We start from the raw sequence: 21,940 nt of genomic DNA on the forward strand, positions 1-21,940 counted from the left end.
CCGAGCGAGCGGGAATGGATCGGAAGGAGGGACAAAGTGATGCTAGGAATTGTGGCCGCAGTCGTCCTGCTGCTGGCGTGGGCGAATGGCGCGAACGATGTCTCGAAGGGCGTTGCCAGCCTCGTCGGCGGCGGTGTGGCGCAGGTCCGCTGGGCGCTCTGGTGGGGCACGCTGTGGACTGTGCTGGGCGGGCTGGCGGCGGTAATACTCGGCGCGGCGCTAGTCAACACCTTCAGCAAGGGGATTCTGACGCCTGAGATTCATCTGAGTGCCGGCTTCCTGCTTGCCGTGCTAAGCGGCGCAGTGGCCTGGGTGCTCGGTGCCACTCGCTTCGGCCTACCTGTATCGACCACTCATGCGCTGCTTGGCGGCCTGGTCGGCGCGGCGCTGGCTGCGGTCGGCCCCGAAGAGTTACTGGCCCGCTCGATCCTGAGCAAGGCCGCGCTGCCTTTGCTGGTGAGCCCACTCATCGCAGTCTTGCTGTGCGGTGGCTTGCTGGTGCTTGCCAATCGCCTGGTGCGCAAGGTGCCCATCAGGCAGGGGGACTGCTGCAGTCACGAAGCCTGGGGAGAAGATCCCTTCCTTTGCAGCACGCCACTAGGGTGCCACCCGACGCCATCACGCGTACGCCACCTGTGGACGGCTCTGCACTGGATGAGCGCGGCGGCCACCAGCTTCGCCCGGGCACTCAATGATGTGCCGAAAATCGCATCCGTGCTGATCATGGGGCTGGCCCTGGCACCGGGTGCGGCACATGGTTTACCAATGGCTGGCGCGGCTGGCTCCATCGTTGCCGTGACAGTGACGATGGGCCTGGGCGGATTATGGGGCGGATGCAAGGTGCTCAACGTGCTCGCTCATCGGGTGGCGCCACTTGACGCCTACACGGGGCTGGTCGCGAACTTGTGCACCTCGTCGCTGGTCTTGCTCGCCTCGCCTCTCGGCCTGCCGGTGTCCACCACCCATGTGAGCACGGGCGCCTTAATGGGAGTCCGGTGGAGCACGGGCCAGCAGCCGGCCATTGCGGACGCGCTCAAAGGCGTCCTCTACGGCTGGCTGGTCACTTTTCCTGTGGCCGGCGCGATTTCGGCAAGCGCTGTTGCGCTGTCGCGCCTCACGTAGGGCCCATACGATTTCCTGACAATGGCGAATACACCTAACGACGGGCCCGACCGCAGGCAATTTGGAGAGCAAGCGACCATGTCGATGCAAGATGCAGTGTACGAACGCTATAGTGGTGGCGCCCGGGCCATCGAACCCCAGCTATGTTGTCCGGTCAGCTACGATCCACGCTATCTGGCCGCACTCCCGCCCGAGATCCTCGACAAGGATTACGGTTGCGGAGACCCCTCGCGGTACGTACGCCCCGGCGATACCGTGCTCGATCTCGGCTCTGGCGGTGGCAAGATCTGCTACATCGCCGCACAGATCGTTGGCGCGGGTGGCCAGGTGACTGGTGTGGACATGAACGACGACATGCTGGCGCTCGCCCGCAAGTACCAGCCGCATATGGCGCGTCAACTGGGTGGCGACCGCGTACGCTTTCTCAAGGGGAAGATCGAGGACCTGGCCCTGGATGTCGCCGCCATGGACACCTGGCTCGCCGACAACCCGGTCCATGACACGCGCGGACTCGCCGCGCTTCAAGCATGGCAAGCCGAACAGAGGCGCCGGACACCGCTGGTGCCAGACAACTCGGTGGACCTGGTGATTTCAAACTGCGTCCTGAATCTGGTGGACGAGAACGAGAAACTGGCGGTCGTGCGGGAAATCTTCCGCGTGCTCAAGCCCCATGGCCGGGTAGCCATTTCCGACATTGTTGCCGATGAGCCGGTGCCCGCGGCCCTGAAGACCGACCCGCAGCTATGGAGCGGATGCATCTCCGGCGCGCTCACCGAAACGGCATTCCAGCAGGCGTTCGTGCAGGCGGGCTTCCTTGCCGTCGGGATCGACACATGGGCACCCGCGCCGTGGCAGGTGGTCCATGGCATTGAGTTCCGCGCGTTGACCTTGGTAGCGCAAAAGCCGTCCAGTCAGCCGTGCATCGACAAGGGGCACGCGGTGATCTATCGCGGCCCCTTCGCTTCGGTGACCGACGACGAAGGCCACCTATTTCCTCGCGGCGAGCGCATGGCGGTGTGTGAGCGCACCTATCAGCTGCTCATGCAGGGCGACTACCGGATGCACTTCATCGGCGTCGAACCGCTGGGCGAGCGGGCCGGCAATCCGTACTGCGCGCCTCCCGGCACCCACCGGCCCGCATCGGAAAGCAAGCGGGCGGCGCATCTTGCTGCTGGCCAGAGCGCCACTTGCTGCGATCCCGGTAAGGGATGCTACTGACTCAATGAGGCTTGTGCCATGCCCATGATCTCGACATCAGCGGATTTCCGCTATCCGTGGTACGTGCGCCTGGTCTTCTGGCTGCAGCGCCGGAAATATGGCGCCGAACTCGCGCCGGCCAGGTTGTGGGGCCGCACCCCACGTGTCTTTCTCGCGTTCGCAGGGCTCTATCGCGCGATCGACCGGGCCACTTCCCCCATCGATCCCGCGCTGCGATCGTTGGTCACGGTGCGGGTCTCGCAAATCAACTGGTGCGAATTTTGCGTCGATATCAATTCCGCGACGGCGCTGGAACGCAGCGTGGATGCGGCCAAGCTATCGGAACTGGCCGACTTCGAACACTCCGCGCGCTACAGTGCCCGTGAAAAAGCGGCCCTGCGCTATGCCGAGGCCGTCACCATCACCGGCCGCCGCGTGGACACCGCGCAGATGAATGAACTCAAGGCGCATTTCAGCGACGACGCTATCATCGAACTCACCGCGCTGATCGCCTTCCAGAATTTGTCGAGCAAATTCAATGCGGCGCTGCACGTTCCGGCCCAAGGATTCTGCCGCATGCCGCCAGGCCCGCCGGCGGGCATGGCCAGGCGGGCGTCGCAAGAGATTGCCAAGTAAGAAACCGCGGAGAAGCGCCATGCATTCCACCTTCCCCTTACTGCGCAAGACCGATTTCCCGGCGATACGACGCAAGTCATTGGAGACGCTGCAAGTCAACCTGGGCTATCGCTGCAACCAGACTTGTGTGCATTGTCACGTCAACGCCGGACCCAACCGCATCGAAATGATGGACGCTGCCACCGTGGATCTGGTGCTGGAGGTGCTGCGCGCCCGCCGGCTCGCGACCGTCGATCTCACTGGCGGTGCTCCGGAACTCCACCCGCATTTTCGCCGCCTCGTGGCCGAGGCACGTGCGTCGGGCGTGCGCGTCATCGACCGCTGCAACCTCACCATCCTGTTCGAGCCGGGGCAGGAAGATCTCGCTGAATTCCTCGCCGCTCAGCGTGTGGAAGTCATTGCCTCACTCCCATGCTATTCGGCGGAGAATGTCGACCGCCAGCGCGGCGCCGGCGTATTTGGGAAGAGCATATCGGCGCTACGCCACCTCAACAGCCTCGGCTACGGCCTGCCCGACACCGGGCTTGTGCTGCATCTCGTGTACAACCCGCCGGGCCCGTTTCTGCCGCCCAATCAGGAGAGACTCGAGACGGACTACAAGCGGGAGCTGTACGCGCATTTCGGCATCGTCTTCAATCAGCTCTTCACCCTCGCGAACATGCCGATCCAGAGGTTTGGCAGCACACTGATCTCGAAGGGGCAGTTCGCAGACTACATGCGCTTGCTGAAGGACAATTTCAGCGCAGCCAATCTTGAAGGGTTGATGTGCCGCAGCCTTGTCAGTGTTGACTGGCAAGGCCATCTCCACGACTGCGATTTCAACCAGATGCTGGGTCTGCCGCTGAAGCTTGGCGTTTCGTCTCGGGCTCACCTGCGCGATCTGTTGCACGCCGAATTGGTCGGTCAGCCTATCGTCGTGGCCGACCATTGCTACGGCTGCACTGCAGGTCAGGGCAGCAGTTGCGGCGGCGCGCTGGCCGCCTAAGTCGGTCCCGTGAAACAAGCAATGCGACGCCATCAACCCTTGATAACCCGCTGGCCCAAGCCGAGGGCGTTCGACAGCAATCTGGTCGTCATCGGCGCCGGGGCGGCCTGGCTCGTCACCGCTTACCTCGGGACGGCGCTTAGAGCGAAAGTGACACTGATCGAGGGCGACAGGATGGGGGGCGACTGCCTGAATTCCGGGTGCGTACCTTCCAAGGCCCTGCTGCGCTCGGCGAGGTTTCTCAAGCAGGCGGAGCACGCGGCTGCCTTGGGCATTGCCAAGGCCGAGATCAGCTTTGATTTCGCCGAAGTCATGGCACGGGTGCATCGGGTGATTGCAACGGTCGCGCCGCACGATTCGGCCGAGCGGTATCGCTCGCTCGGCGCGGAAGTGATCCAGGGCCGAGCCACCATTACCTCGCCCTGGACCGTCGACGTCAACGGTCGTACGCTCGCCACCCGTGCCATCGTAATCGCGACGGGGGCGGAGCCCGTGGTGCCGCCAATCCCAGGCCTGGAAACGGTCGGCTATTACACCACCGAGACGATCTGGTCCCTCCGTGCGCTACCTCGAGGGCTAATCGTGCTCGGCGGTGGCCCGGCCGGCTGCGAGCTGGCGCAAGCTTTCGGGCGTTTTGGGGCGGAAGTTGCGCTGGTGGAGATGCTGCCGCGGCTCATGGTGCGCGAGGATCCGGAGGTCTCCACACTGGTTGCGGCGGCACTGGCGGCGGACGGCGTGCAGGTGCTGGCCGGGCACCGTGCGGTGCGCTGCGAGCAAGTCGGCGACCAGAAGCGGTTGATCGCCAGCCGCGGCGAGCATGAACTGGTCCTGGAGTTTGATGCCTTGTTATGCGTAGTCGGACGTACCCCACGCGCAGCGGGCTATGGCCTGGAGGCACTCGGTGTCCCACTGACACCGGCCCGCACTATCGAGACCAACGCCTATCTACAGACGCTTTATCCTAGCATCTACGCCTGCGGCGATGTCGCGGGGCCGTTTCAGCTGACCCACGCCGCGGCGCATCAGGCGTGGTATGCAACGGTCAACGCTCTGTTCGGCGGGGTGAGGCGCTTCAAGGCCGACTACGCCGTGATGCCATGGTGCACCTTTACGGATCCGGAGGTGGCCCGTGTGGGTCGTAGCGAGCAGGACTGCGCGGAGGACGGGATTCCCTATGCGGTTACCCGCTATGACCTGGGCGAACTGGATCGCGCGATCACCGATGAGTGCGCCCGCGGCTTCGTCAAGGTGCTGACCAAACCAGGCCGGGACAAGATCCTCGGGGTCACCATCGTCGGCGATCATGCCGGAGATCTGCTTGCGGAATACGTGTTCGCGATGAAGCACGGCTTGGGACTCAATAAGATTCTTGCTACCGTCCACACTTATCCGACGCTCGCCGAGGCCAACAGGAACGCGGCCGGCGCGTGGAAGCAGGCGCACGCCCCGCAGCAGGTGCTGCGATGGCTCGGGCGTTTTCATGCATGGCGACGCGGTGGCGTAGCGGCCATGCGTGGGGAGCCTGAATGATGAGACCGTCGGGAACCGACCCCATGAAAGTCAACCGCAACCGCGTCCTGATCATAGTGGCGATCATGGCGCTATTCGGGGCGTACTTTGGCCTCGATCTCGGCCGCTACCTGAACCTGGGTCACTTGAAAGCGGGCCAGGCGGCATTGCAGGGCTACTATGCAGCGCATCCGGCTGAGGCAATCGCGGGCTATTTCCTGCTGTATGTCTCTGTTACGGCGCTTTCCCTGCCCGGCGCCGCGATCATGACGTTGGCCGGTGGCGCGATCTTCGGGCTGTGGGTCGGCACCTTGCTAGTGTCATTCGCTTCAACCTTTGGCGCCACCCTGGCGTTTCTTGTCTCGCGCTACCTATTTCGCGAGGCAGTGCAACGCCGCTTCGGTGATCGGCTTGCATCAATCCATGCCGGTCTCGCGAAGGAGGGCGCATTCTATCTATTCGCACTTCGACTGGTCCCATTGGTGCCATTCTTCACGATCAACTTGGTCATGGGGCTGACACCCATGAAGACCAGCACCTTTTATTGGGTCAGCCAAGTCGGCATGCTCGCCGGTACGGTGGTCTATGTGAACGCCGGCACTCAATTGGCACGCATTAGCAGTGCTGCCGAGATCTTGTCTCCAGCTCTGCTCGGCTCGTTCGCGTTAATAGGGTTGCTGCCACTTGCCGCGAGAACTGTCGTGCGACGCATTCAGACAAGTAACCGCTTTCGGGGAGAACGCTAGTGCGCTTGTCAATCGTGATCCCGACCTGGAACGAAGCAGGGCATATTGAAGACGCGCTTGCCGCATTGCAGCCGCTGCGCCGCAACGGGGTGGAAATCATTGTGGTGGACGCGGGCAGCGCGGATGGCACGGCGAATCTGGCGCGGCCCCAGTCCGATCAGGTCATCATCGCGTCCCGCGGCCGCGCGCGCCAGATGAATGCCGGCGCAGCCGCCGCTAGGGGCGACCTGCTGATTTTCCTCCATGCGGACACGCGTCTGCCGGCCACGGCCGAAGTGGCCGTCCGCACCACCGTGCAAGCGGGACAGCGGGCATGGGGCCGGTTCGATATCCGCATTGCCGGAAGCCTGCGGCTCCTGTCTGTGGTTGCGGCATTGGCGAACCTTCGCTCGCGCCTCACTGGCATTGCCACCGGGGACCAGGCGATATTCGTGCGCCGTGAGGCGTTCTTCGCCGTCGGTGGTTATCCGGATCTGCCGCTGATGGAGGACATCGTGTTGTCGGCCCGCTTGAAGGAGCTTGGGCCGCCGGCATGTTTGCGTGCGCGCGTGGTCACGTCCGGGAGGCGATGGGAACAGCGCGGACTCTGGCGGACGATATGGCTGATGTGGTGGCTGCGCCTGCAGTTCTATTTTGGACGCAGCGCCGCAGTGCTGGCACAACAGTATGAAGCCAAGGAGCACGCATGCGCCCCTCACCGTGCGAACTGATCGTCTTTGCCAAAGCCCCCGTGCCCGGGTATGCCAAGACACGGCTGATTCCCGCGCTGGGTGCAAAGGGGGCCGCGGCGCTGGCCGAGCGGCTGCTGCGGCATACGCTGGCCTCGGCCTGTGCGGCCGGAATTGGTCCGGTGGAAGTTTGCTGTACGCCGGATACAGGACATCCAGCATTCCTGGCCTGCGCACGAGAATTCAGGGCGACGCTGTCGCAACAGTGCGAGGGGGATCTCGGCCAGAGAATGGCCTCGGCGGCCCGCCGCGCATTGGCGCGTGCCGGCGGCGTCCTCATCATCGGCACCGATTGTCCGGGGCTGGACCCTCCGCGGCTCCAGGCCGCGGCGCGATCCCTGCATGTGGGCCATGATGCAGTGCTGATCCCGGCTAGCGATGGCGGCTACGTACTGCTCGGCCTGCGGCGCGTTGATCCGCATCTGTTCTCGGCAATACGCTGGAGCACCGCGACGGTCATGACGGAAACGCGCAAGCGCTTGAGCGAGCTTGGCTGGCAGTGGGCAGAGCAGCCCGCGTTGCCGGATGTGGACGACCCCGCCGATCTGCGACATGTCCCCAACGCGCTGCTTTCGGCGGCACCCAGCTTCAGAACTGACGAGGAGTAGACACATGTTAGGGATTATCGGCGGAACCGGGATTTATGCCATCGATGGGCTCGAAGTGATCAGGGAGCACCGGGTCGACACGCCATTCGGCGTGCCCTCGGCGCCAGTCCTGCACGGTCGCCTTGGACTCACGGAAGTCATCTTTCTGCCCCGGCACGGCCGGCAGCACGAACTGCTGCCACATGAGGTCAACTACCGGGCCAACATTTACGCCCTGAAAACGCTCGGTGTACGCCAGATCATTGCGCTGTCCGCTGTCGGTAGTCTCAGGCAGGCAATCGCGCCAGGCGACTTCGCCATCCCATCCCAATATGTGGACTGGGTGCGAGGCAACCGGGAAAAGACATTCTTTGGGGGAGGGTTGGTTGCACATGTTTCTTCGGCCGAACCCACTTGTGCCCGGCTCGCCTCGACACTCGAAGCAACCGCGACCGAGCTGCGGCTACCCATCCATTCCGGAGCGGTCTACGGCTGTGTGGATGGCCCGCGCCTGGGCACCCGCGCCGAGAGCCATTTCCTGCGCGACGCCATGGCGTGCGATGTCGTGGGCATGACAAACGTGCCGGAAGTATTCCTCGCCCGAGAGGCCCAGATCTGCTACTGCACGTTGGGCATTGTCACCGATTATGACTGCTGGCTCGAGGATCCCGCGCAACATGCCACCGTCGCTGCGGTGATCGCCCGCTACGCAGAGAGTCTCGGCAGGGCCAGGCAGATCCTGGCCCGGATTCTGTCGACAGGTTTGCCTGACTACGACGCCTGTCCCTGTCGCCACGCACTGAGCGATGCGGTACTGACCCCGGAGGGGGCAGTTCCCGCGAACAAGCGGGAACTGCTGCAGATCCTGAGGGCGTAATGAGACCGGAGACCCCAATGCACCGGGGCGGGCGCGGTGGCTCCGGGGGAAGGGAAAGGCAAACCGAATGCTCCCAAGGGAGACGAATCATGCCATACATGTCAAGAGAGGAAATCGACGCGCGAGGCCCTGAGCCCTGGCCGCAATCTCCCGCTGACGCCTTGGCACGCGCGCGTGCCGTCATGGCCCAGAAAGGGCTCGCCCAAGCCAACCAGCAGATGGGGCAGCGATGGCCGGTCGGCTGCGTGGCGCTTGAGATCACCCAGCGCTGCAATCTGGACTGTACGCTCTGCTATCTGTCCGAGAACTCGGAGGCGGTCAAGGATCTCCCTCTCGCGGAGATTATGACGAGAGTGGAGAAGATCTTCGTCGCCTTTGGGAGGAACACCGACGTTCAGGTGACGGGAGGCGAGCCGACCTTGCGCAAGCGTGACGAGCTGCTCGCCATCGTGCACCGGATCCATGCCTTGGGCATGCGCGCTACGCTGATGACCAATGGTATTCGGGCGACGCGGGATCTGCTGCGCGATCTGGCGACTGCGGGATTGGCGGACGTCGCCTTCCATGTCGATACCACCCAGCAGCGAAGGGGCTACCAGACCGAAGTCGAGTTGAATGCCCTGCGCGAGCGTTACCTCGAGCGTACCGCTGGACTGCCGCTATCGGTGATGTTCAATACCACCGTTCATGATGGCAACTTTGAAGAGATTCCAGCGGTCGTCGCATTCTTCCGGGCCCATGCTGGCCGGATCCGCACGGCGTCCTTCCAGTTGCAGGCTGACATCGGCAGAGGCATACAAGGTGCGCGTGGCCAGGCAATTACCTCCGCAACCGCCGTAGCCCAGATTGAGCGCGGGGCGGGGACGCCGCTCCAGTTTTCGGCCTCCCTTGTTGGACATCCAGCGTGTAGCCGCTATGCAATGTGCCTGGCGGCGAACGGAAGCCTCTACAACGCCTTTGACGATTTGCGCCTTGTGGCAGCCCTGCAGTGCGCCACGGTTGGTGTGCAGTTTGACCGGGCTCACCCCACCGTGACGGCCCGCCGGCTGGCGTACTGGCTTTGCGGACACCCTGCCTTCTTGCCGTCGGTCTTAGGATGGCTGGCGCGAAAAGCCTGGGCAATGCGGGAGGATCTCGTCAGAAGCAGGGGGCGTGTACGGACGCTGTCGTTCGTTATTCACAATTTCATGGATGCGACCAAGCTGGAAGCGGACCGGATTGAGGCTTGTGCATTCAAGGTCATCACCGCCGGCGGCCCCATATCCATGTGTTTGCACAACGCGAAACGCGACACCTTCATTCTGCGGCCGATCCGGTTCCACCGGACCACGTCGACGCTGTTTTGGAATCCGCTTACGGGCACCGAGACAACAGAGCCGGAGCTAGCGATTGTGGGAAATGGGGAGGCACGGCAGCATCGGCACGCAAAAGGTCGCGCACGCGACTGGTCGCCGCGACGCTCCAGCCTGTGATGGAAACCATGGACGCATTTGGGTGAGACTTACGATGTTACTCCGGAGCCTTTGGTACTCGTTGCTTGCCATTCTGATAGTGCTGACGGCAAGCTGTTTGTCCCCGTCCGCTGCGCAAAGCACGGTCGCTGACGCGAACGTACACTGGGCGCGCGTGCTTCACAAATATGTGAATGAGCACGGGCAGGTGGACTTCTGCGGACTTGCCAATGACCAGGCCGACTTGCGTGCTTACCTCGACTATGTCGAGCGCGTGAGTCCGCAAAGCGAGCCGGCTGCGTTCCCGACGCGAAAGGACGCGATAGCCTACTACATCAATTCCTACAACGCACTTGCCATGTACAACATCATTGCTTCCGGCAGGCCGAAGGCGCTGGGATGGCTGACGCGGTTGCGGTTCTTTGGGGGCAGGCGCTTCACGATCGGCGGGACGGCAATGACGCTGTACACCTATGAAAACAGCGTGATCCGCCCCTTGGGGGACGAGCGCGTACATTTTGCGCTGAACTGCATGGTGGTGGGCTGTCCTCAACTGCCAAACCAGCCATTCTCTGGTGAACACCTCGACGCGCAGCTTGATGCGTCCGCACGACATTTCTTCAGCGAGCCGCGAAACCTTCAAGTTGATCTAGCAGGGGGCACCGTGCGAGTTTCTTCGATCCTCAAGTTCTACCAGGACGATTTTCTGAAGCGAAGTCCAACGTTGATCGCATTCATCAATCGTTATATGGCAAGGGAAATTCCACCAGACATGAAAATTGAGTTCATCCCCTACGACTGGACCGTCAACACGCAAGAGCGCGTCTGCCAGGCCGTTACATGACACTCGCGGCATCGGGCGCGAGCCGCATTCCTGGAGGTTGTCACAGATGCATTGCCCAATCGTCGGGTACATCGCCAAGTTGTCCCGCATCTATGGCTGGCTGCTGACGTTGGCGTGTGTCGCCGCCGCTGGAGCAGCCCGGCCCGGCGCGGCGATCGCTATGCCAATGGCTTCGACCTGCAAGGCGCTCTGGTACTTCGAGACGAAATCGTCCGCGGCGGACCGCCGCGCGACGGGATCCCGGCGTTGACCTCGCCGGGTTTCGTCCGGCCTCCGAGGCGACGTTTCTGAGGCGCGATGACCGGGTCCTCGGTGTGCATGATCTGGCACGAAATCGTCAACGGCGAGTTCAACGGCGAACCGCCTAGCACCGCACTAAGCCGTTCTGTCAGCGGCCCCTGCTGATCGCCTCCAGTAGTTGCCGGCCTTTCCTGGTAACTTGAATCTGACTCGGGCGTGGTGTCATGGCTTCGAAGTGGACCAACTGGCGCTCGACAAGAGCGACAACGTCAAAGGGGTTCAGTTCACAGGAAGCTTCCGCGTCACTGAGTACCATCAGGGCTGCAATCTCGTGGGGACTCAACATCTTTTGTCTCCGGCAAAATTTGACGGACCATTGCCTGGTACGTACGCAGCACCAGCTCTCGTGACATCTGTCTGACACTATAGAAGACGATGCTGCGAAAGGAGCCGCCAGATTCCGGGATATTTGCGCTCCATCAAGATGGAGACGTCGCTTTATGCTTCGCGTGTAACCCTGATGTGGAGGGTGCAGGCCGGCCACAGCCAAAGGGACAGGGCCCGTTCACGCACTAAAGTCAGGTACTGGCAGCCCGGGAGACCATCAGAAAGACCGCGAAAAGGCGCATCAGTAAGCAGTTCGCGACGTTCCCCGATGTTGTATAACGCCAATCTACACGTCCTGGCTCAGTCAGATCGACAACTGGCTCGCGCGCTCAAGGTTGCCTTAAAGCAGTCAGGTGAAACTACGATGATCAGGGCCTGTGTGCTCGTGGATGCCACAAGCCTGGGATCCGTTGCGAGTCTGCGTCGCGAGGTCGATCGACTGTTCGAGGATTTCGGCCGCGGATTCGGCGTCTCATTGCTCCAGCGGCCCATGCACGACATCGTCCCGCTCTGGCGCCGGGAATGGGCCTGGCCTGCGGGGCCTGCCGTGGATTTCGTGGAGACCGAGACTTCCTACGAAGTCACGGCCGAGCTGCCCGGCAGGATGAGAAGGACATCGAGGTCAAGCTCGCCAATGGTGGGCTGATGATCAGAGGCGAAAAGCACATAGAAAAAGAAGAGAAAGACAAGGGCTACCATCTCCATGAACGCCACTTTGGTTCCTTCGAGCGCGCGTTCCGCTTACCTGAAGGTGTCGACGCCAACAAGATCGAGGCGACATTCACGAAGGGGGTGCTGACGGTGACACTTCCCAAGACGCCGGAAGCCAGAAAGGCCGAAAGGAAGATCCCGATCAAGGGCACCTGATGCTGCTGCCGGTGGCGAGGTGCGTGACGCGTGCGCCCGCGCCAGACGCTCGCGCTTCGGCCAGCGCGGGCGCGCCGAGCCGCCTGCGCAGGTATTTCTCGCCGTTCGGTCGGGACGCGACCACTTCGGAGGAAGTCGTTGTCTGAGGCTAGGTGCAGGTTACTTACTGCGCGAGGCCACCCATGACGGCAGAGCGATCGTGGACACTCTTGACCGCCTCCCGGGCGTAACGATCGCCGGCCCATGACGGCGTAACGACATATGTGAGGGAATCCCTGGGGGAGTTCCTGTCCGGAATGCCAGGTCTAAAGACATCCGCCTCAAACGGGCCATCACCCTTCGCGGACGACTTTCATCATTGATATCTCCAAGTGAAGCCCTGTCCGCCATAACCACCCAAAGGGATCCGACGGACGGCCAGCCCTATCTCGGCTAGCCGGGGGAAGCAATGATTTCTGCGAGACATCACCCGGAAAACCCGCATGGATCGTACGAATCGCGCAGCCAGATGTCGCTGGGTCTCGCGTAACTACTTAGTCGCACCGCAGCGAATGCCCTCCCAACGTTGGAAGCCACCGATGCCCTCGGTAGCCTGCTGCCCCGGGGCAGCAGGCTCAAACCTTATCAGTTACCTTCAACGACGCCGTCTGAAGAACAGCCTTCATGTCCGCGACAGAAACCGCTGCAAGCTTTCGCCCGAACATGTTCAAAGGGGACCGCCATGGCGAACGTTCGATTGCCTCAACTACCGGCTTTGACTCGCCAAGGAACCGCTAGCCCCTCACGTTGATGCGTTCAAGCAGTATTTGACCGACCGTATGCTACGGACCACGGCCAACTGCATGGGCAGCACTGTGGGCCAGCAAGGCAGTTCGCCAACGCAGACCTCTGACCTGCGATGTTTGGATTCCTGACTCCCTGGTGGAGCGACTGGATTGGCTCTCCCGGCCGTCTTGCGAACGAGGATGGCTCCTTGCCCTGCTGCCGGCACGCGCCACCGGGGTCGTTTGCCTTTGCCGCATTTCCTGCTTGATGATGTCGACGGTGCGTGGCGGAGATGTCATGCGCTGAGGGTTGGTTTGTATAACAAGCATGGCATCGCCGCTGGCGGGCGAGGAGCCATCGGCTGCGCCCGCAGGAGAAAGTGCCAGTGCTGTTACCGCTGGAACGAACAGTAAGTAAGCGATGCGTGTTGTCATTTCTGACCTTGCTCGGCCTATTTCAATGCAATGATGTCAGGCGAGCAACAAGGGGCCATGGTCATCGCAATGATCCCCATGGGGATGATGCAGATGATTGCCAACCAAATAATCGACATGGTCGCCGTGCGGTACTGCCTCATGGCCGCAGCCAGGGCCGTGCTTATGGTTAGGGTCATGGCCGCCGCACTGATGATTGGGGGTACACCGATCGGGATTGGTGTCGCTTATTGCAAGCACGTGCTCATCGATGTGATCGCCGTGCAGGTTGTGGAGGTGCCCGTCATGCAGATAATCAACATGTCCCTCATGACGTACGGCGAGATGTCCACAATTGGGCCCGTGCTGGTGAGGGTGATTGGTGGGGTGTTGCAAAGGGCAGTCAGCCATGGCGCTAACTCCTTGAATGGATGTCCGAATTCGGAACCCGGTGGATGCGGTTGCGCAGAGGACAGGGAAGGACCGGCAACCCACTTATTGGATCCTAGAAGCTAGGTATTACCGTATGCAAGCAGGAGCCCGTGGGCCTTGCCCCTTCATTGCGCTTGCAGATGGGCTGAATCCCAAATCCATGAGCGGGTGGCCGGCATACGCCATCGCTGGCCCCGACGACGAGCGCACGGTGGGTATCGCCAGATGCACACAAATGACTGACGCGGATCAACGCCCGGGCATAGGCAACTAGCAGCCCAGACCACGACCGCAGCAGCGGAGTAACCAGGCATTGTGGACCCACTAAGCGTGTTGTTAGCTGGCAAAATTGCAACACGGATTACCCCCTCTGACCAGCTGCTCGCCGTGCAGCTGGTCGTCAAGAACTGTGCGTCGCTAGCTGACCAGGAAGGAAAGCATCATGGCATTCGGTAAGCTCGACGGAGACGATGACGACGTGATGAGCCAGATCAACATGACGCCACTGATCGACGTCATGCTGGTGCTGTTGATCATTTTCATCATCACGATTCCCGTCATCCACCAAGCGGTAGAGATCGACCTGCCGCGTGCGACGAATCAACCCAACGACTCCAAGCCGCAGAACATCAACGTATCGATCGATGCACAGGGCAAGATGTACTGGAACCAGCAGGAGGTCGACGAGGCCACGCTGGACCAGCGCATCGCGGAAGCTGCGCAACAGCAGCCGCAGCCTGAGTTGCATCTGCGCGCAGATCGCGATGTGCGCTACGAGCGCGTGGCCAAAGTGATGGCCGCCGCGCAGCACGGCGGACTTGGCAAGATCGGTTTCATTACCGAACCGAGGCACTGAACGGGAAACTCAGTGCGCACGATGAGCGTGGCTCCCCACGCCAGTCGCGGGGGGAAAAATCGCCGAATGGGCTACCAAAAGCCCCCTTGGTCCGGGGGGGCGGGCCGAAGACGCGGGCTGGCGCCGGCACCCGCGGATCACTGCGATCTATGTCGGCACAGGCTGACCCCCACGGCGACACCTGGCCGTAGAATTGAGAGAGCGGGGGTGCAATCCTGGAAGCTACGTTGGCATACGCCCGGTTGTTGGGATAGGCGGGGCCGTGTCGCCGTTGGAGTCACGGATTTGGCGTCTTCCTCGTTAGGTGCTTCACCTCAATCCGCTTGATGCTCGCCAGAAGACTCGATGACATTGGGATGGCCACGGCGCACGTGGCGTGGTTCGAGCATGCGGTGCAGTATCAGTCCAATGGCTGCGCCTGCGCATTGAGCCAGCACGAAGCCCGGCACGCTGCCCGGTGCAATGCCAGCGAAGCTGTCGCTGAACATGCGCCCAAATGCCGCCGCCGGATTGGCGAACGACGTGGAGGCGGTGAACCAGTATGCCGCACCAATATAGGCTGCAACCATGGCCGAGGCCCGGCCGTTCGGAGCGCGCAGGATCACCAGGAGCAGACCGGCGGTTGCCACCGTCTCCGCAATCCACTGCCCCGGCCCGCTGCGCACCTTGGCGGAAAACTGCAGGAGCGTCATGTCGAACATGGCATGCGCGAGCCAAGCCCCCAATACCGCGCCCACAAGCTGGGCAGCGATGTATGGGACCAGCGCCGCGCCAGGCAACTCGCCCTGTGCCACCATGACCGCACTGACCACGGGATTGAAATGGGCGCCGCTGATCGGGCCGAAGACCTCGATCAGGATGTAGAGACCCCCGACCGTGGCCGCCGTATTGGCGAGGAGTGCAACCGCGACGTTACCGCCGGCAAGCCGCTCCGCCATGATGCCCGACCCGATGACGATGGCCAGCAGCAGTGCTGTTCCCAGCCCCTCGGCAGCCAGCCTGTTCCGTATATCGACCATGACGTTCAGCCCTTTGAGATACGGTCCAGATGTTCCTGCAACTCGGCGTGGCTGAGGGTATCCAGCGGCAGCATCAGCAGTTGCAGCATCCGATAGCCAATGGCCTGCCGGGTCAGTTCAAAGGCCTGACGCTTGCATTCGTCGCCGCCCGGCGCATTGGACGGGTCAGCATATCCCCAATGCACCTTGACCGGGCTGCCTGGCCAGTACGGGCATTGCTCGGCAGCAGCGCTGTCACAAACGGTGATGACGATGTGTATTTGCGGCGCACCGTCCGCGACGAATTCATCCCAGCTCTTGCTGCGGAACCCGGCGGTGTCGACACCTGCATTGGCAAGTGCTTCCAGAGCAAACGGATTGATGCGACCGCTCGGCGCACTGCCGGCACTGTAGGCGCGCACATCCTTGCCCAGCTTGTGAGCCCAGTAGTTCAACATGCCTTCGCTCAGGACGCTGCGCGCAGAGTTGTGGGTGCAGAGGATCAGTACGTTGGTGGTCATGGGAGGGACGAGATTATTGCTGGCCAATGTCGCGCACTGCCTTGTGCAGCGCCACGTTGTCGAGCTTGGAAGTCGGCAACGAAAGAATGAGTTCGATGCGTCGTTTGAGGGTGATTGCCGTATCGCGAATGGCTTGCAGCTTGCGTTCGTCCGTGCCTTCCATCGCGGCAGGGTCCGGTACGCCCCAGTGCGCCGTCATCGGTTGGCCTGGCCAGACCGGGCACGCTTCGCCGGCGGCCTTATCGCAGACAGTAAAAACGAAATCCAGTGCGGGGGCGCCGTCCCGGGAGAATTCGTCCCAGCTCTTGCTCCGGAATCCGTCTGTCGGGATCCCGTACCGTGCCAGCTCGCGCAACGCATAGGCGTTCACACGGCCAGTGGGATGGCTGCCTGCCGAATAGGCTCTGAAGCGGCCGTTCCCGAGCTGATTAAGCAAACCTTCAGCCACGATGGAACGCGCTGAGTTGCCAGTGCAGATGAATAGTACATTGTAGATTTTGTCCACCACGGCAGCACTTCTAGCAGCAAGAGGAACCAGACTTCACGGCAATGCCAATTGGCTTGCCACGCGGCGCGCGCGGTGCACAGCAGGCCGAGGACTCGGCCGCGGCTTCGTCTTGCTTGCCTTCGCTGAACACCGGGATGTTGCTGAGCGAGTGAAAATGCTCCCACGCGATCCCTTGCGGGTCGGTGACCCAGTGTTTCTCGCTGCGTGCGTAGCAGCAGGTGGTTTCGCCTTCGTCGAGCAGCGCCAGATCGGCGGCTTCGGCGCGCGCCTTCAGTTCCGCCAGCTCGGTGGCATCGTCGACTTGGAAGCCAAGATGATCGACGCCTGCCTGGTTGCCTCGTGTCGAGATCGCGAAGTTGATGCGTGGATCGTCCAGCATCCATTTTGCATAGTCGCCCTCGACCCGCGTGGGCTCAGCGGCAAACAGCTTGGAATAAAAGGCGATGCTTTTTCCTAGGTCGTCGACGTGGAGGTGAACGTGAAATCGCTTCATAGAACTCTCCATCAGCATTGGCAGGAGGTTGCGCTCGCTTCCAGGCAGGATTGCCCTTGGCAGCAGTTGGCGGTCAGGAAGCCCAGCAGCGCATCCATGTGATCGAACGCGGCGCGGTAGATCAGGTTGCGGCCCTCGCGCTGCTGGGTCACCAGTTGGGCATGCATCAATTCCTTGAGGTGAAACGACAAGGTCGCGCCGGGCACATCAAGTTGCTCGGCGATGGCGCCTGGCGTCAGACCTTCGGGACCGGCGACCACCAGCATCCGAAAGACTTGAAGGCGCAGGCCATGCGCCAGCGCGGCAAGGGAGCGGACGACGTCATTTTCTTCCATATTTCCAATATACTCGAATAATAGAACAAATGAAACCCCTGTTGGGCCTTGCCAGGTACAGCGCGAACGGAAGCTAAGGGTGGCCTTGCAACCGAAGTGCCTAAAGGCGCTCACGGCACGATGGGACTCGAGGCCGAATAGTCTCGCTATTTCGGTAACTGCAGTCTCCACAAAAAGCGTCCCAGGGCCGAGGTAGCGGGCAGCGTTGATCAGGATGCCGAAGCGAAATCCCGCATCGACCAGTCGCGCCAGCACCAACGCCACCTGCTCAGCACCGGAGACATCGACGACCTCACGAGTCCATCTGGAACGGCAAGATATCCCCAAGCGTGAACGCTTGCGCCGCTGTCGATCAGTTGTGCAACGATCGCCCGGCCGAGCCCCTTTGCACCGCCGGTCACCAGCGCTGCTTTCCCCGATAGATCATAACTATTTGACACGGTATCCCCTGCGCGCCCATGTCTGCGTAGAAGCGGTAGCGTGCACGGCAGACGCCGCCCGGCTTTATGACGCAGGGGCGCGCGATGAATACCGTGCGCCGCACCACCATGCCGCGAGCGTCGCACTTGCACAGCGTCTGCGAGGAGACGGCAGCGTCCACTTCCACAGGCGGCCGATCCCCGAAGTCATCCGGATTCGACAAGCGTTCCGATAAGCCGTAACAGCTCGGCATGTTCTGGTCCGTGCGCATCGCGCACGAGGAAATCGCCAACGCTATTTCGGATGTCTGGCCGCCCGATGGCATGTTGGACTCATGCCGGATGAAAACTCGCCCTGAGTCCAGGTCGTGAACCAGCGACCATCGGTCGCCATTGGAACTCTGATAGAGATCACGTGCTCGCTGCGTCATGAAGCACCCCCTCAATTTTGGCTGGCGACATCGCCAAGCATAAATCTTTCCGATGCCGTAAGTGACCGTCTGCGACTACGCAGCCTTCTACGGAAAAGGCTCCGAAGTCGCGCATGCTCAAAGCTACCGCGATCATGTTATGTTCAGAAAAGGTGGCAAGATGGCCATGAAGCCGAAGGCTTTGGTACTCGTCCGACACCATACGGTGACCGGGCCAGTCCAAACAATATTTCGGGCCGGACGGGCGGTTCCGTTGGAGGAAGATGCCTTCGCAAGCGCCGAATTGAAGGCCGCTGCCCTCAGTCGCAGGAGAAGCCGCATCCCGGCCGCGCCGCAAGTTGTGCGGGGCAGCATGAAGGACAATCAACCTGCAGTAGCCAGCACAATGGCCCGCTATGCGGCGTTCCGAGCAACGATAGCAGCCACGCTGGGCACGATCGGCACGCGTGTCATTGTTGACAACAACAGAGAGCCACGAACCCTGTGTCCAAGACCGTCAAGAAGCGGTACCTGGAAGCGCTCAACCGGAACCTGAAGAAAGAGTCGGCAGGCAGGTTCGACACGCTTTTTGTCTTCTATCCGCTTGGCGCGAAGCCGAAAGACGCCACCCTCCCGGCAGATGCCCAGGTCCTGGCCCTCATGGAATCAGTCCAGGCGCGCGTGTTCGCTGAGTTCGAGAACTCAGCAAAGTTCGGATAGATGGAACGCGAACTCAAGCTGGAACTGCTGCAGGACGAGGTCGACCGGCTGATCGACCTGCCGCTGTTTGCCTCCTACTGCGTGGAGCAGCCACACGAAGACAAGCTGGTGAGCACATATTTCGATACGGCCGACCTGTCATTCCACCGGCATCGCCTGTCCCTGCGCGTGCGGCAGGCAGGGGAGCATATCTGCAGACCCTGAAGACCTCCGGCAAGCGACGTGGAGGCCTGTACGAACGTGAAGAGTTCGAATCAGCCAATCCCGGGCCCGTGCCCGGCCTGGGCGCACTGCAGGGACGGATCCCGCAGGACACGGCGCTGGGCGAACTGCTTCGCAACAAGGATCTGGCGGAACGCCTGAATCCCCTCTTTACCACCGAGGTCCACCGCACGGTGGCGTTGTTGCGCCTGCCACAAGGTGCGGAGGTGGAACTCCTCGCATTGAACCACTGGCTGATCAGCGCGCAGTTGCTTCTTGGACTTGACGATGCGCAGCGCGCTGGACTCGCCGATCCGCGATGGCCTGGACGCGGTACGCCACGACATCACACGCGTGCGCAACATAAGCGCCGGCCCTGCGGGCGCAGATCGATGCGGCGTTGGCGAGGCTGACGGCGATGGACAACTTCTACCGCACGCTCAAGGTGCGGACGCTGGGAGCGAGCGGTATAGATATCGAGGCCAAGGCGTACTTCGACGAAGCGAGCGCAGCGATCAATGGCGTACTCGTCACCAACAAGGCGCTCTCGGCCATCGTCAGCACCATGCTGGCTGAGCGAATTGCCGCGCAGCAACGGCTGCTTTGCAATGGTGGCAGGCGTGGCGCTAGGCGCGCTGGCGATCGCGTTCTACCTGTTCGCAGGCTTCAGCCGCGGTATGCGCGACGACGTGCACGAGGTGGCCAGTATGGTCGAGCGCATCAACGCAGGCGACCTCAGCGTGCACGTATCGGTGCACGGGCGCGACGAATTCAGCGAGGTCAAGCGGCACCTGCTGTCGCTGGTGGAACGCTGGCGCGCGCTGATCGGCGATACCAAGGCGGGTGCGCACAATGTGCTGGCGGCGGCCGGGGATATTGCACAGGGCAATATCGACCTGTCGCAGCGTACAGAGGAGCAGGCCTCGTCGCTGGAGCAGACTGCCGCCAGCATGGAACAACTGACTGCCACCGTGCAGCAGAACGCCGGCGGCGCGGAGCAGGCCAGTGAACTGGCGCGCGAGGCATCGGGCGTTGCACTGGCGGGCGGTGAAGCGGTGAGCCGTATGCGGCAGACCATGGAGGAGATCGAGGCCGATTCCCGTCGCATAGTCGACATCATTGCGGTGATCGACGGCATCGCGTTCCAGACGAATACCCTGGCGCTCAACGCGGCAGTGGAAGCAGCGCGTGCGGGCAAGGCCGGGCGCGGCTTTGCCGTGGTGGCGACCGAGGTACGCGGGCTTGCCCAGCGCGCGGCCAGTTCGGCCAAGGAAATCCGGCTGCTGATCTCCCAGTCGGCGCAGCGCGTGGCTGCCGGCAACACGCTGGCGCTGGACGCGGCCGCCACCATGGAAAGCACCGTCTCAGCGATCCGCAGCGTGACCGTGATGATGGATGAGATCAGCCACGCCTCGCGCGAGCAGAGCGCCGGCGTCGGCCAGGTCAACCAGGCGATCGCGCAGATGGACCAGGTCACGCAGCAGAACGCCGCGCTGGTGGAGGAGGCGGCCGCCGCGGCGCAGTCGCTGCAGGAACAGGCGCAGCATATGCAGCGGGCGATGGCGGTGTTCAGGACGGAGGCTGTGGCCTGATGGGGGCAGATGCAGTTCCCAGAGGAGGCTGGCCCTACCAGCGCCTCCGGGCCGACAGCTGCCGTTCAGCTTGCCTGCTTCAGGGCAACGAGCGGTGACCCATCCGCGCGCAGCGCCTCGCCCTTGCGCTCGACGATCATGCCGTAGGCGTGAGGCTGCCGGTGCAGGTCGAAATTGAAGGTGGTCTGCTTGTATAGCGCGCAGAAGTCGAGGTCGCAGCGGGCGATGGCCACCTCATCGCCCTTGGTGAAGCAACTGGCGACCACTTCACCGGATGGCGCGATGATGCAACTGCCGCCGATGCTGTCCACACCTTCCTCCACGCCGGCCTTGGCTACGCCGACCACCCAGGTGCCGTTCTGATAAGCACCGGCCTGCATCGAGAGCTGGTTGTGGAACAGTGACAGGTCATCATGCGCCGGCGCGGGTGCGTTGTGGACCGGTGTGTTGTAGCCGATGAGCACCATCTCAACGCCTTGCAGGCCCATGACGCGGTACGTTTCCGCCCAGCGCCGGTCGTTGCAGATCGCCATGCCGATCTTGCCGCCGAAAACCTCGGTAACGCCGAACCGGTCGCCGGGCGTGAAATAGCGTTTCTCCAGATGCTGGAAGCGGCGCCACGGTTCGTGTTCGCGGTGCCCCGGCAGATGGACTTTGCGGTACTTGCCGACGATGGTGCCGGTGCGGTCGACCAGGATCGACGTGTTGTAGCGAACGTCGCGGCCGTTCTCGCTGGCCAGCTCCGCATAGCCGAGGTAGAAGCCGACGCCGAGCCGGCGTGACAGCTCGAACAGCGGCATCGTATCGGCGCCGGGCATCTCGCGTTCGAAGAAGCTGTTGATCTCGTCCTCGCTTTCCATGTACCAGCGGGGGAAGAACGTGGTCAGTGCCAGTTCGGGATAGACGATCAGGTGCGCGCCGCAGGCATGGGCTTCGCGCATCATCTCGCATAGCCGGGCAACCACCTGCACGCGCGTATCGGCACGGGTGATCGGGCCAAGCTGGCCAAGGGCGACATGTACGAATCGGGACACGATTGACTCCTGGAATTTCGGGGACGAAGGGGGTAGGGGGGAATCTCTTGCCAGAGGGCCGCCGCCA

At 62.3% G+C, this 21,940-nt stretch carries 23 protein-coding genes and 2 pseudogenes; 16 read left to right on the plus strand and 9 right to left on the minus strand.

The genetic code is table 11. From position 1 onward, the window contains the following. The first annotated feature begins 39 nt into the window (after positions 1-39). The 12 genes and pseudogenes from KB879_RS35805 to KB879_RS35860 all read left to right on the plus strand — a co-directional run. Entirely contained in the window at positions 40-1,122 is a 1,083-nt protein-coding gene (locus KB879_RS35805) for an inorganic phosphate transporter (RefSeq protein ID WP_211982550.1), read from the plus strand. A gap of 78 nt (positions 1,123-1,200) precedes the next feature. Next, on the plus strand, positions 1,201-2,340 hold the full coding sequence (locus tag KB879_RS35810; protein WP_211982552.1) for a methyltransferase domain-containing protein: 1,140 nt from the start codon (positions 1,201-1,203) through the stop codon (positions 2,338-2,340). Between the two features lie 18 nt (positions 2,341-2,358). Beyond that, a complete protein-coding gene (locus KB879_RS35815) occupies positions 2,359-2,955 on the plus strand; it encodes a carboxymuconolactone decarboxylase family protein (protein WP_211982554.1) in 597 nt (198 codons plus the stop codon). Positions 2,956-2,974: 19 nt separating this feature from the next. Next, positions 2,975-3,940, plus strand: a complete 966-nt coding sequence (gene arsS, locus KB879_RS35820) for an arsenosugar biosynthesis radical SAM (seleno)protein ArsS (RefSeq protein WP_211982556.1) — start codon at positions 2,975-2,977, stop codon at positions 3,938-3,940. Between the two features lie 48 nt (positions 3,941-3,988). Continuing rightward, positions 3,989-5,470 (plus strand): annotated as a pseudogene (locus KB879_RS35825) (NAD(P)/FAD-dependent oxidoreductase); the annotation flags it as partial. A gap of 23 nt (positions 5,471-5,493) precedes the next feature. After that, positions 5,494-6,195 carry a TVP38/TMEM64 family protein gene (locus tag KB879_RS35830; protein WP_211982560.1) on the plus strand — a complete coding sequence of 234 codons (702 nt, stop codon included), beginning with the start codon at positions 5,494-5,496 and terminating at the stop codon, positions 6,193-6,195. Then, on the plus strand, positions 6,195-6,905 hold the full coding sequence (locus KB879_RS35835) for a TIGR04283 family arsenosugar biosynthesis glycosyltransferase (protein ID WP_211982562.1): 711 nt from the start codon (positions 6,195-6,197) through the stop codon (positions 6,903-6,905). Before KB879_RS35830 ends, KB879_RS35835 begins: the two co-directional genes overlap by 1 nt. Further along, positions 6,881-7,531, plus strand: a complete 651-nt coding sequence (locus KB879_RS35840) for a TIGR04282 family arsenosugar biosynthesis glycosyltransferase (protein WP_211982564.1) — start codon at positions 6,881-6,883, stop codon at positions 7,529-7,531. The genes KB879_RS35835 and KB879_RS35840 overlap by 25 nt, the downstream gene beginning before the upstream one ends. A 4-nt stretch (positions 7,532-7,535) precedes the next feature. After that, entirely contained in the window at positions 7,536-8,387 is an 852-nt protein-coding gene (gene mtnP / locus KB879_RS35845) for an S-methyl-5'-thioadenosine phosphorylase (protein ID WP_211982566.1), read from the plus strand. Between the two features lie 89 nt (positions 8,388-8,476). Further along, positions 8,477-9,859: a radical SAM protein gene (locus KB879_RS35850; RefSeq protein WP_211982568.1), complete on the plus strand. Its 1,383-nt coding sequence runs from the start codon at positions 8,477-8,479 to the stop codon at positions 9,857-9,859. 61 nt (positions 9,860-9,920) lie between these two features. Further along, positions 9,921-10,682, plus strand: a complete 762-nt coding sequence (locus tag KB879_RS35855) for a DUF547 domain-containing protein (protein ID WP_249221370.1) — start codon at positions 9,921-9,923, stop codon at positions 10,680-10,682. Between the two features lie 1,042 nt (positions 10,683-11,724). Further along, a pseudogene (locus KB879_RS35860) lies at positions 11,725-12,176 on the plus strand (Hsp20/alpha crystallin family protein); the annotation flags it as partial. Between the two features lie 1,235 nt (positions 12,177-13,411). On the opposite strand, the gene KB879_RS39830 reads toward KB879_RS35860, so the two are convergent. Beyond that, on the minus strand, positions 13,412-13,765 hold the full coding sequence (locus KB879_RS39830) for a hypothetical protein (protein WP_249221371.1): 354 nt from the start codon (positions 13,763-13,765) through the stop codon (positions 13,412-13,414). A gap of 463 nt (positions 13,766-14,228) precedes the next feature. On the opposite strand from KB879_RS39830, the gene KB879_RS35870 reads away from it, so the two are divergent. Next, positions 14,229-14,642: a biopolymer transporter ExbD gene (locus tag KB879_RS35870; RefSeq protein ID WP_211982574.1), complete on the plus strand. Its 414-nt coding sequence runs from the start codon at positions 14,229-14,231 to the stop codon at positions 14,640-14,642. Positions 14,643-14,956: 314 nt separating this feature from the next. On the opposite strand, the gene KB879_RS35875 is transcribed toward KB879_RS35870, so the two are convergent. The 6 genes from KB879_RS35875 to KB879_RS39835 form a co-directional block, all read right to left on the minus strand. Then, positions 14,957-15,661: an MIP/aquaporin family protein gene (locus tag KB879_RS35875; protein WP_211982576.1), complete on the minus strand. Its 705-nt coding sequence runs from the start codon at positions 15,659-15,661 to the stop codon at positions 14,957-14,959. 5 nt (positions 15,662-15,666) lie between these two features. Next, a complete protein-coding gene (locus KB879_RS35880) occupies positions 15,667-16,161 on the minus strand; it encodes an arsenate reductase ArsC (protein ID WP_211982578.1) in 495 nt (164 codons plus the stop codon). A 13-nt stretch (positions 16,162-16,174) separates the two neighbouring features. Beyond that, on the minus strand, positions 16,175-16,669 hold the full coding sequence (locus KB879_RS35885; RefSeq protein WP_211982581.1) for an arsenate reductase ArsC: 495 nt from the start codon (positions 16,667-16,669) through the stop codon (positions 16,175-16,177). Between the two features lie 10 nt (positions 16,670-16,679). Next, on the minus strand, positions 16,680-17,162 hold the full coding sequence (locus KB879_RS35890) for an ArsI/CadI family heavy metal resistance metalloenzyme (RefSeq protein WP_211984483.1): 483 nt from the start codon (positions 17,160-17,162) through the stop codon (positions 16,680-16,682). Between the two features lie 11 nt (positions 17,163-17,173). Beyond that, on the minus strand, positions 17,174-17,497 hold the full coding sequence (locus KB879_RS35895; protein ID WP_211984482.1) for a helix-turn-helix transcriptional regulator: 324 nt from the start codon (positions 17,495-17,497) through the stop codon (positions 17,174-17,176). Between the two features lie 397 nt (positions 17,498-17,894). Continuing rightward, positions 17,895-18,347: a hypothetical protein gene (locus KB879_RS39835; RefSeq protein WP_249221372.1), complete on the minus strand. Its 453-nt coding sequence runs from the start codon at positions 18,345-18,347 to the stop codon at positions 17,895-17,897. Between the two features lie 483 nt (positions 18,348-18,830). On the opposite strand from KB879_RS39835, the gene KB879_RS35910 reads away from it, so the two are divergent. Together KB879_RS35910 and KB879_RS39840 are read left to right on the plus strand one after the other, a co-directional pair. Further along, a complete protein-coding gene (locus KB879_RS35910; protein WP_211982583.1) occupies positions 18,831-19,046 on the plus strand; it encodes a hypothetical protein in 216 nt (71 codons plus the stop codon). Further along, positions 19,047-19,250, plus strand: a complete 204-nt coding sequence (locus KB879_RS39840; RefSeq protein ID WP_249221373.1) for a CYTH domain-containing protein — start codon at positions 19,047-19,049, stop codon at positions 19,248-19,250. It abuts the gene before it with no gap. Positions 19,251-19,300: 50 nt separating this feature from the next. Here KB879_RS39840 and KB879_RS39845 read toward each other — a convergent pair whose 3' ends face one another. Further along, on the minus strand, positions 19,301-19,594 hold the full coding sequence (locus tag KB879_RS39845; RefSeq protein WP_249221374.1) for a hypothetical protein: 294 nt from the start codon (positions 19,592-19,594) through the stop codon (positions 19,301-19,303). 234 nt (positions 19,595-19,828) lie between these two features. Between KB879_RS39845 and KB879_RS35920 the strand changes: the two genes are divergently transcribed. Further along, positions 19,829-20,839 (plus strand): methyl-accepting chemotaxis protein, encoded by a 1,011-nt coding sequence (locus KB879_RS35920; protein WP_249221375.1) that lies wholly within the window; start codon positions 19,829-19,831, stop codon positions 20,837-20,839. Positions 20,840-20,904: 65 nt separating this feature from the next. Here the strand turns inward: KB879_RS35920 and KB879_RS35925 are convergent, their stop codons facing one another. Beyond that, the gene (locus KB879_RS35925; RefSeq protein ID WP_211982586.1) at positions 20,905-21,873 is read right to left on the minus strand and encodes an N-carbamoyl-D-amino-acid hydrolase; all 969 of its coding nucleotides are present in this window, start codon (positions 21,871-21,873) and stop codon (positions 20,905-20,907) included. Between the last annotated feature and the right edge of the window lie 67 nt (positions 21,874-21,940).

The organism is Cupriavidus sp. KK10 (assembly GCF_018223725.1).
Classification (GTDB): domain Bacteria; phylum Pseudomonadota; class Gammaproteobacteria; order Burkholderiales; family Burkholderiaceae; genus Cupriavidus; species Cupriavidus necator.

Excerpts from the sequence above, each read along its gene's own strand:
- KB879_RS35805 (WP_211982550.1), top strand. The coding sequence starts at position 40 with ATGCTAGGAATTGTGGCCGCAGTCGTCCTGCTGCTGGCGTGGGCGAAT.
- KB879_RS35810 (WP_211982552.1), top strand. The coding sequence starts at position 1,201 with ATGTCGATGCAAGATGCAGTGTACGAACGCTATAGTGGTGGCGCCCGG.
- KB879_RS35815 (WP_211982554.1), top strand. The coding sequence starts at position 2,359 with ATGCCCATGATCTCGACATCAGCGGATTTCCGCTATCCGTGGTACGTG.
- arsS (WP_211982556.1), top strand. The coding sequence starts at position 2,975 with ATGCATTCCACCTTCCCCTTACTGCGCAAGACCGATTTCCCGGCGATA.
- KB879_RS35830 (WP_211982560.1), top strand. The coding sequence starts at position 5,494 with ATGAAAGTCAACCGCAACCGCGTCCTGATCATAGTGGCGATCATGGCG.
- KB879_RS35840 (WP_211982564.1), top strand. The coding sequence starts at position 6,881 with ATGCGCCCCTCACCGTGCGAACTGATCGTCTTTGCCAAAGCCCCCGTG.
- mtnP (WP_211982566.1), top strand. The coding sequence starts at position 7,536 with ATGTTAGGGATTATCGGCGGAACCGGGATTTATGCCATCGATGGGCTC.
- KB879_RS35850 (WP_211982568.1), top strand. The coding sequence starts at position 8,477 with ATGCCATACATGTCAAGAGAGGAAATCGACGCGCGAGGCCCTGAGCCC.
- KB879_RS39830 (WP_249221371.1), bottom strand. The coding sequence starts at position 13,765 with ATGGCTGACTGCCCTTTGCAACACCCCACCAATCACCCTCACCAGCAC.
- KB879_RS35870 (WP_211982574.1), top strand. The coding sequence starts at position 14,229 with ATGGCATTCGGTAAGCTCGACGGAGACGATGACGACGTGATGAGCCAG.
- KB879_RS35875 (WP_211982576.1), bottom strand. The coding sequence starts at position 15,661 with ATGGTCGATATACGGAACAGGCTGGCTGCCGAGGGGCTGGGAACAGCA.
- KB879_RS35880 (WP_211982578.1), bottom strand. The coding sequence starts at position 16,161 with ATGACCACCAACGTACTGATCCTCTGCACCCACAACTCTGCGCGCAGC.
- KB879_RS35890 (WP_211984483.1), bottom strand. The coding sequence starts at position 17,162 with ATGAAGCGATTTCACGTTCACCTCCACGTCGACGACCTAGGAAAAAGC.
- KB879_RS35895 (WP_211984482.1), bottom strand. The coding sequence starts at position 17,497 with ATGGAAGAAAATGACGTCGTCCGCTCCCTTGCCGCGCTGGCGCATGGC.
- KB879_RS39835 (WP_249221372.1), bottom strand. The coding sequence starts at position 18,347 with ATGACGCAGCGAGCACGTGATCTCTATCAGAGTTCCAATGGCGACCGA.
- KB879_RS39840 (WP_249221373.1), top strand. The coding sequence starts at position 19,047 with ATGGAACGCGAACTCAAGCTGGAACTGCTGCAGGACGAGGTCGACCGG.
- KB879_RS39845 (WP_249221374.1), bottom strand. The coding sequence starts at position 19,594 with ATGTCGTGGCGTACCGCGTCCAGGCCATCGCGGATCGGCGAGTCCAGC.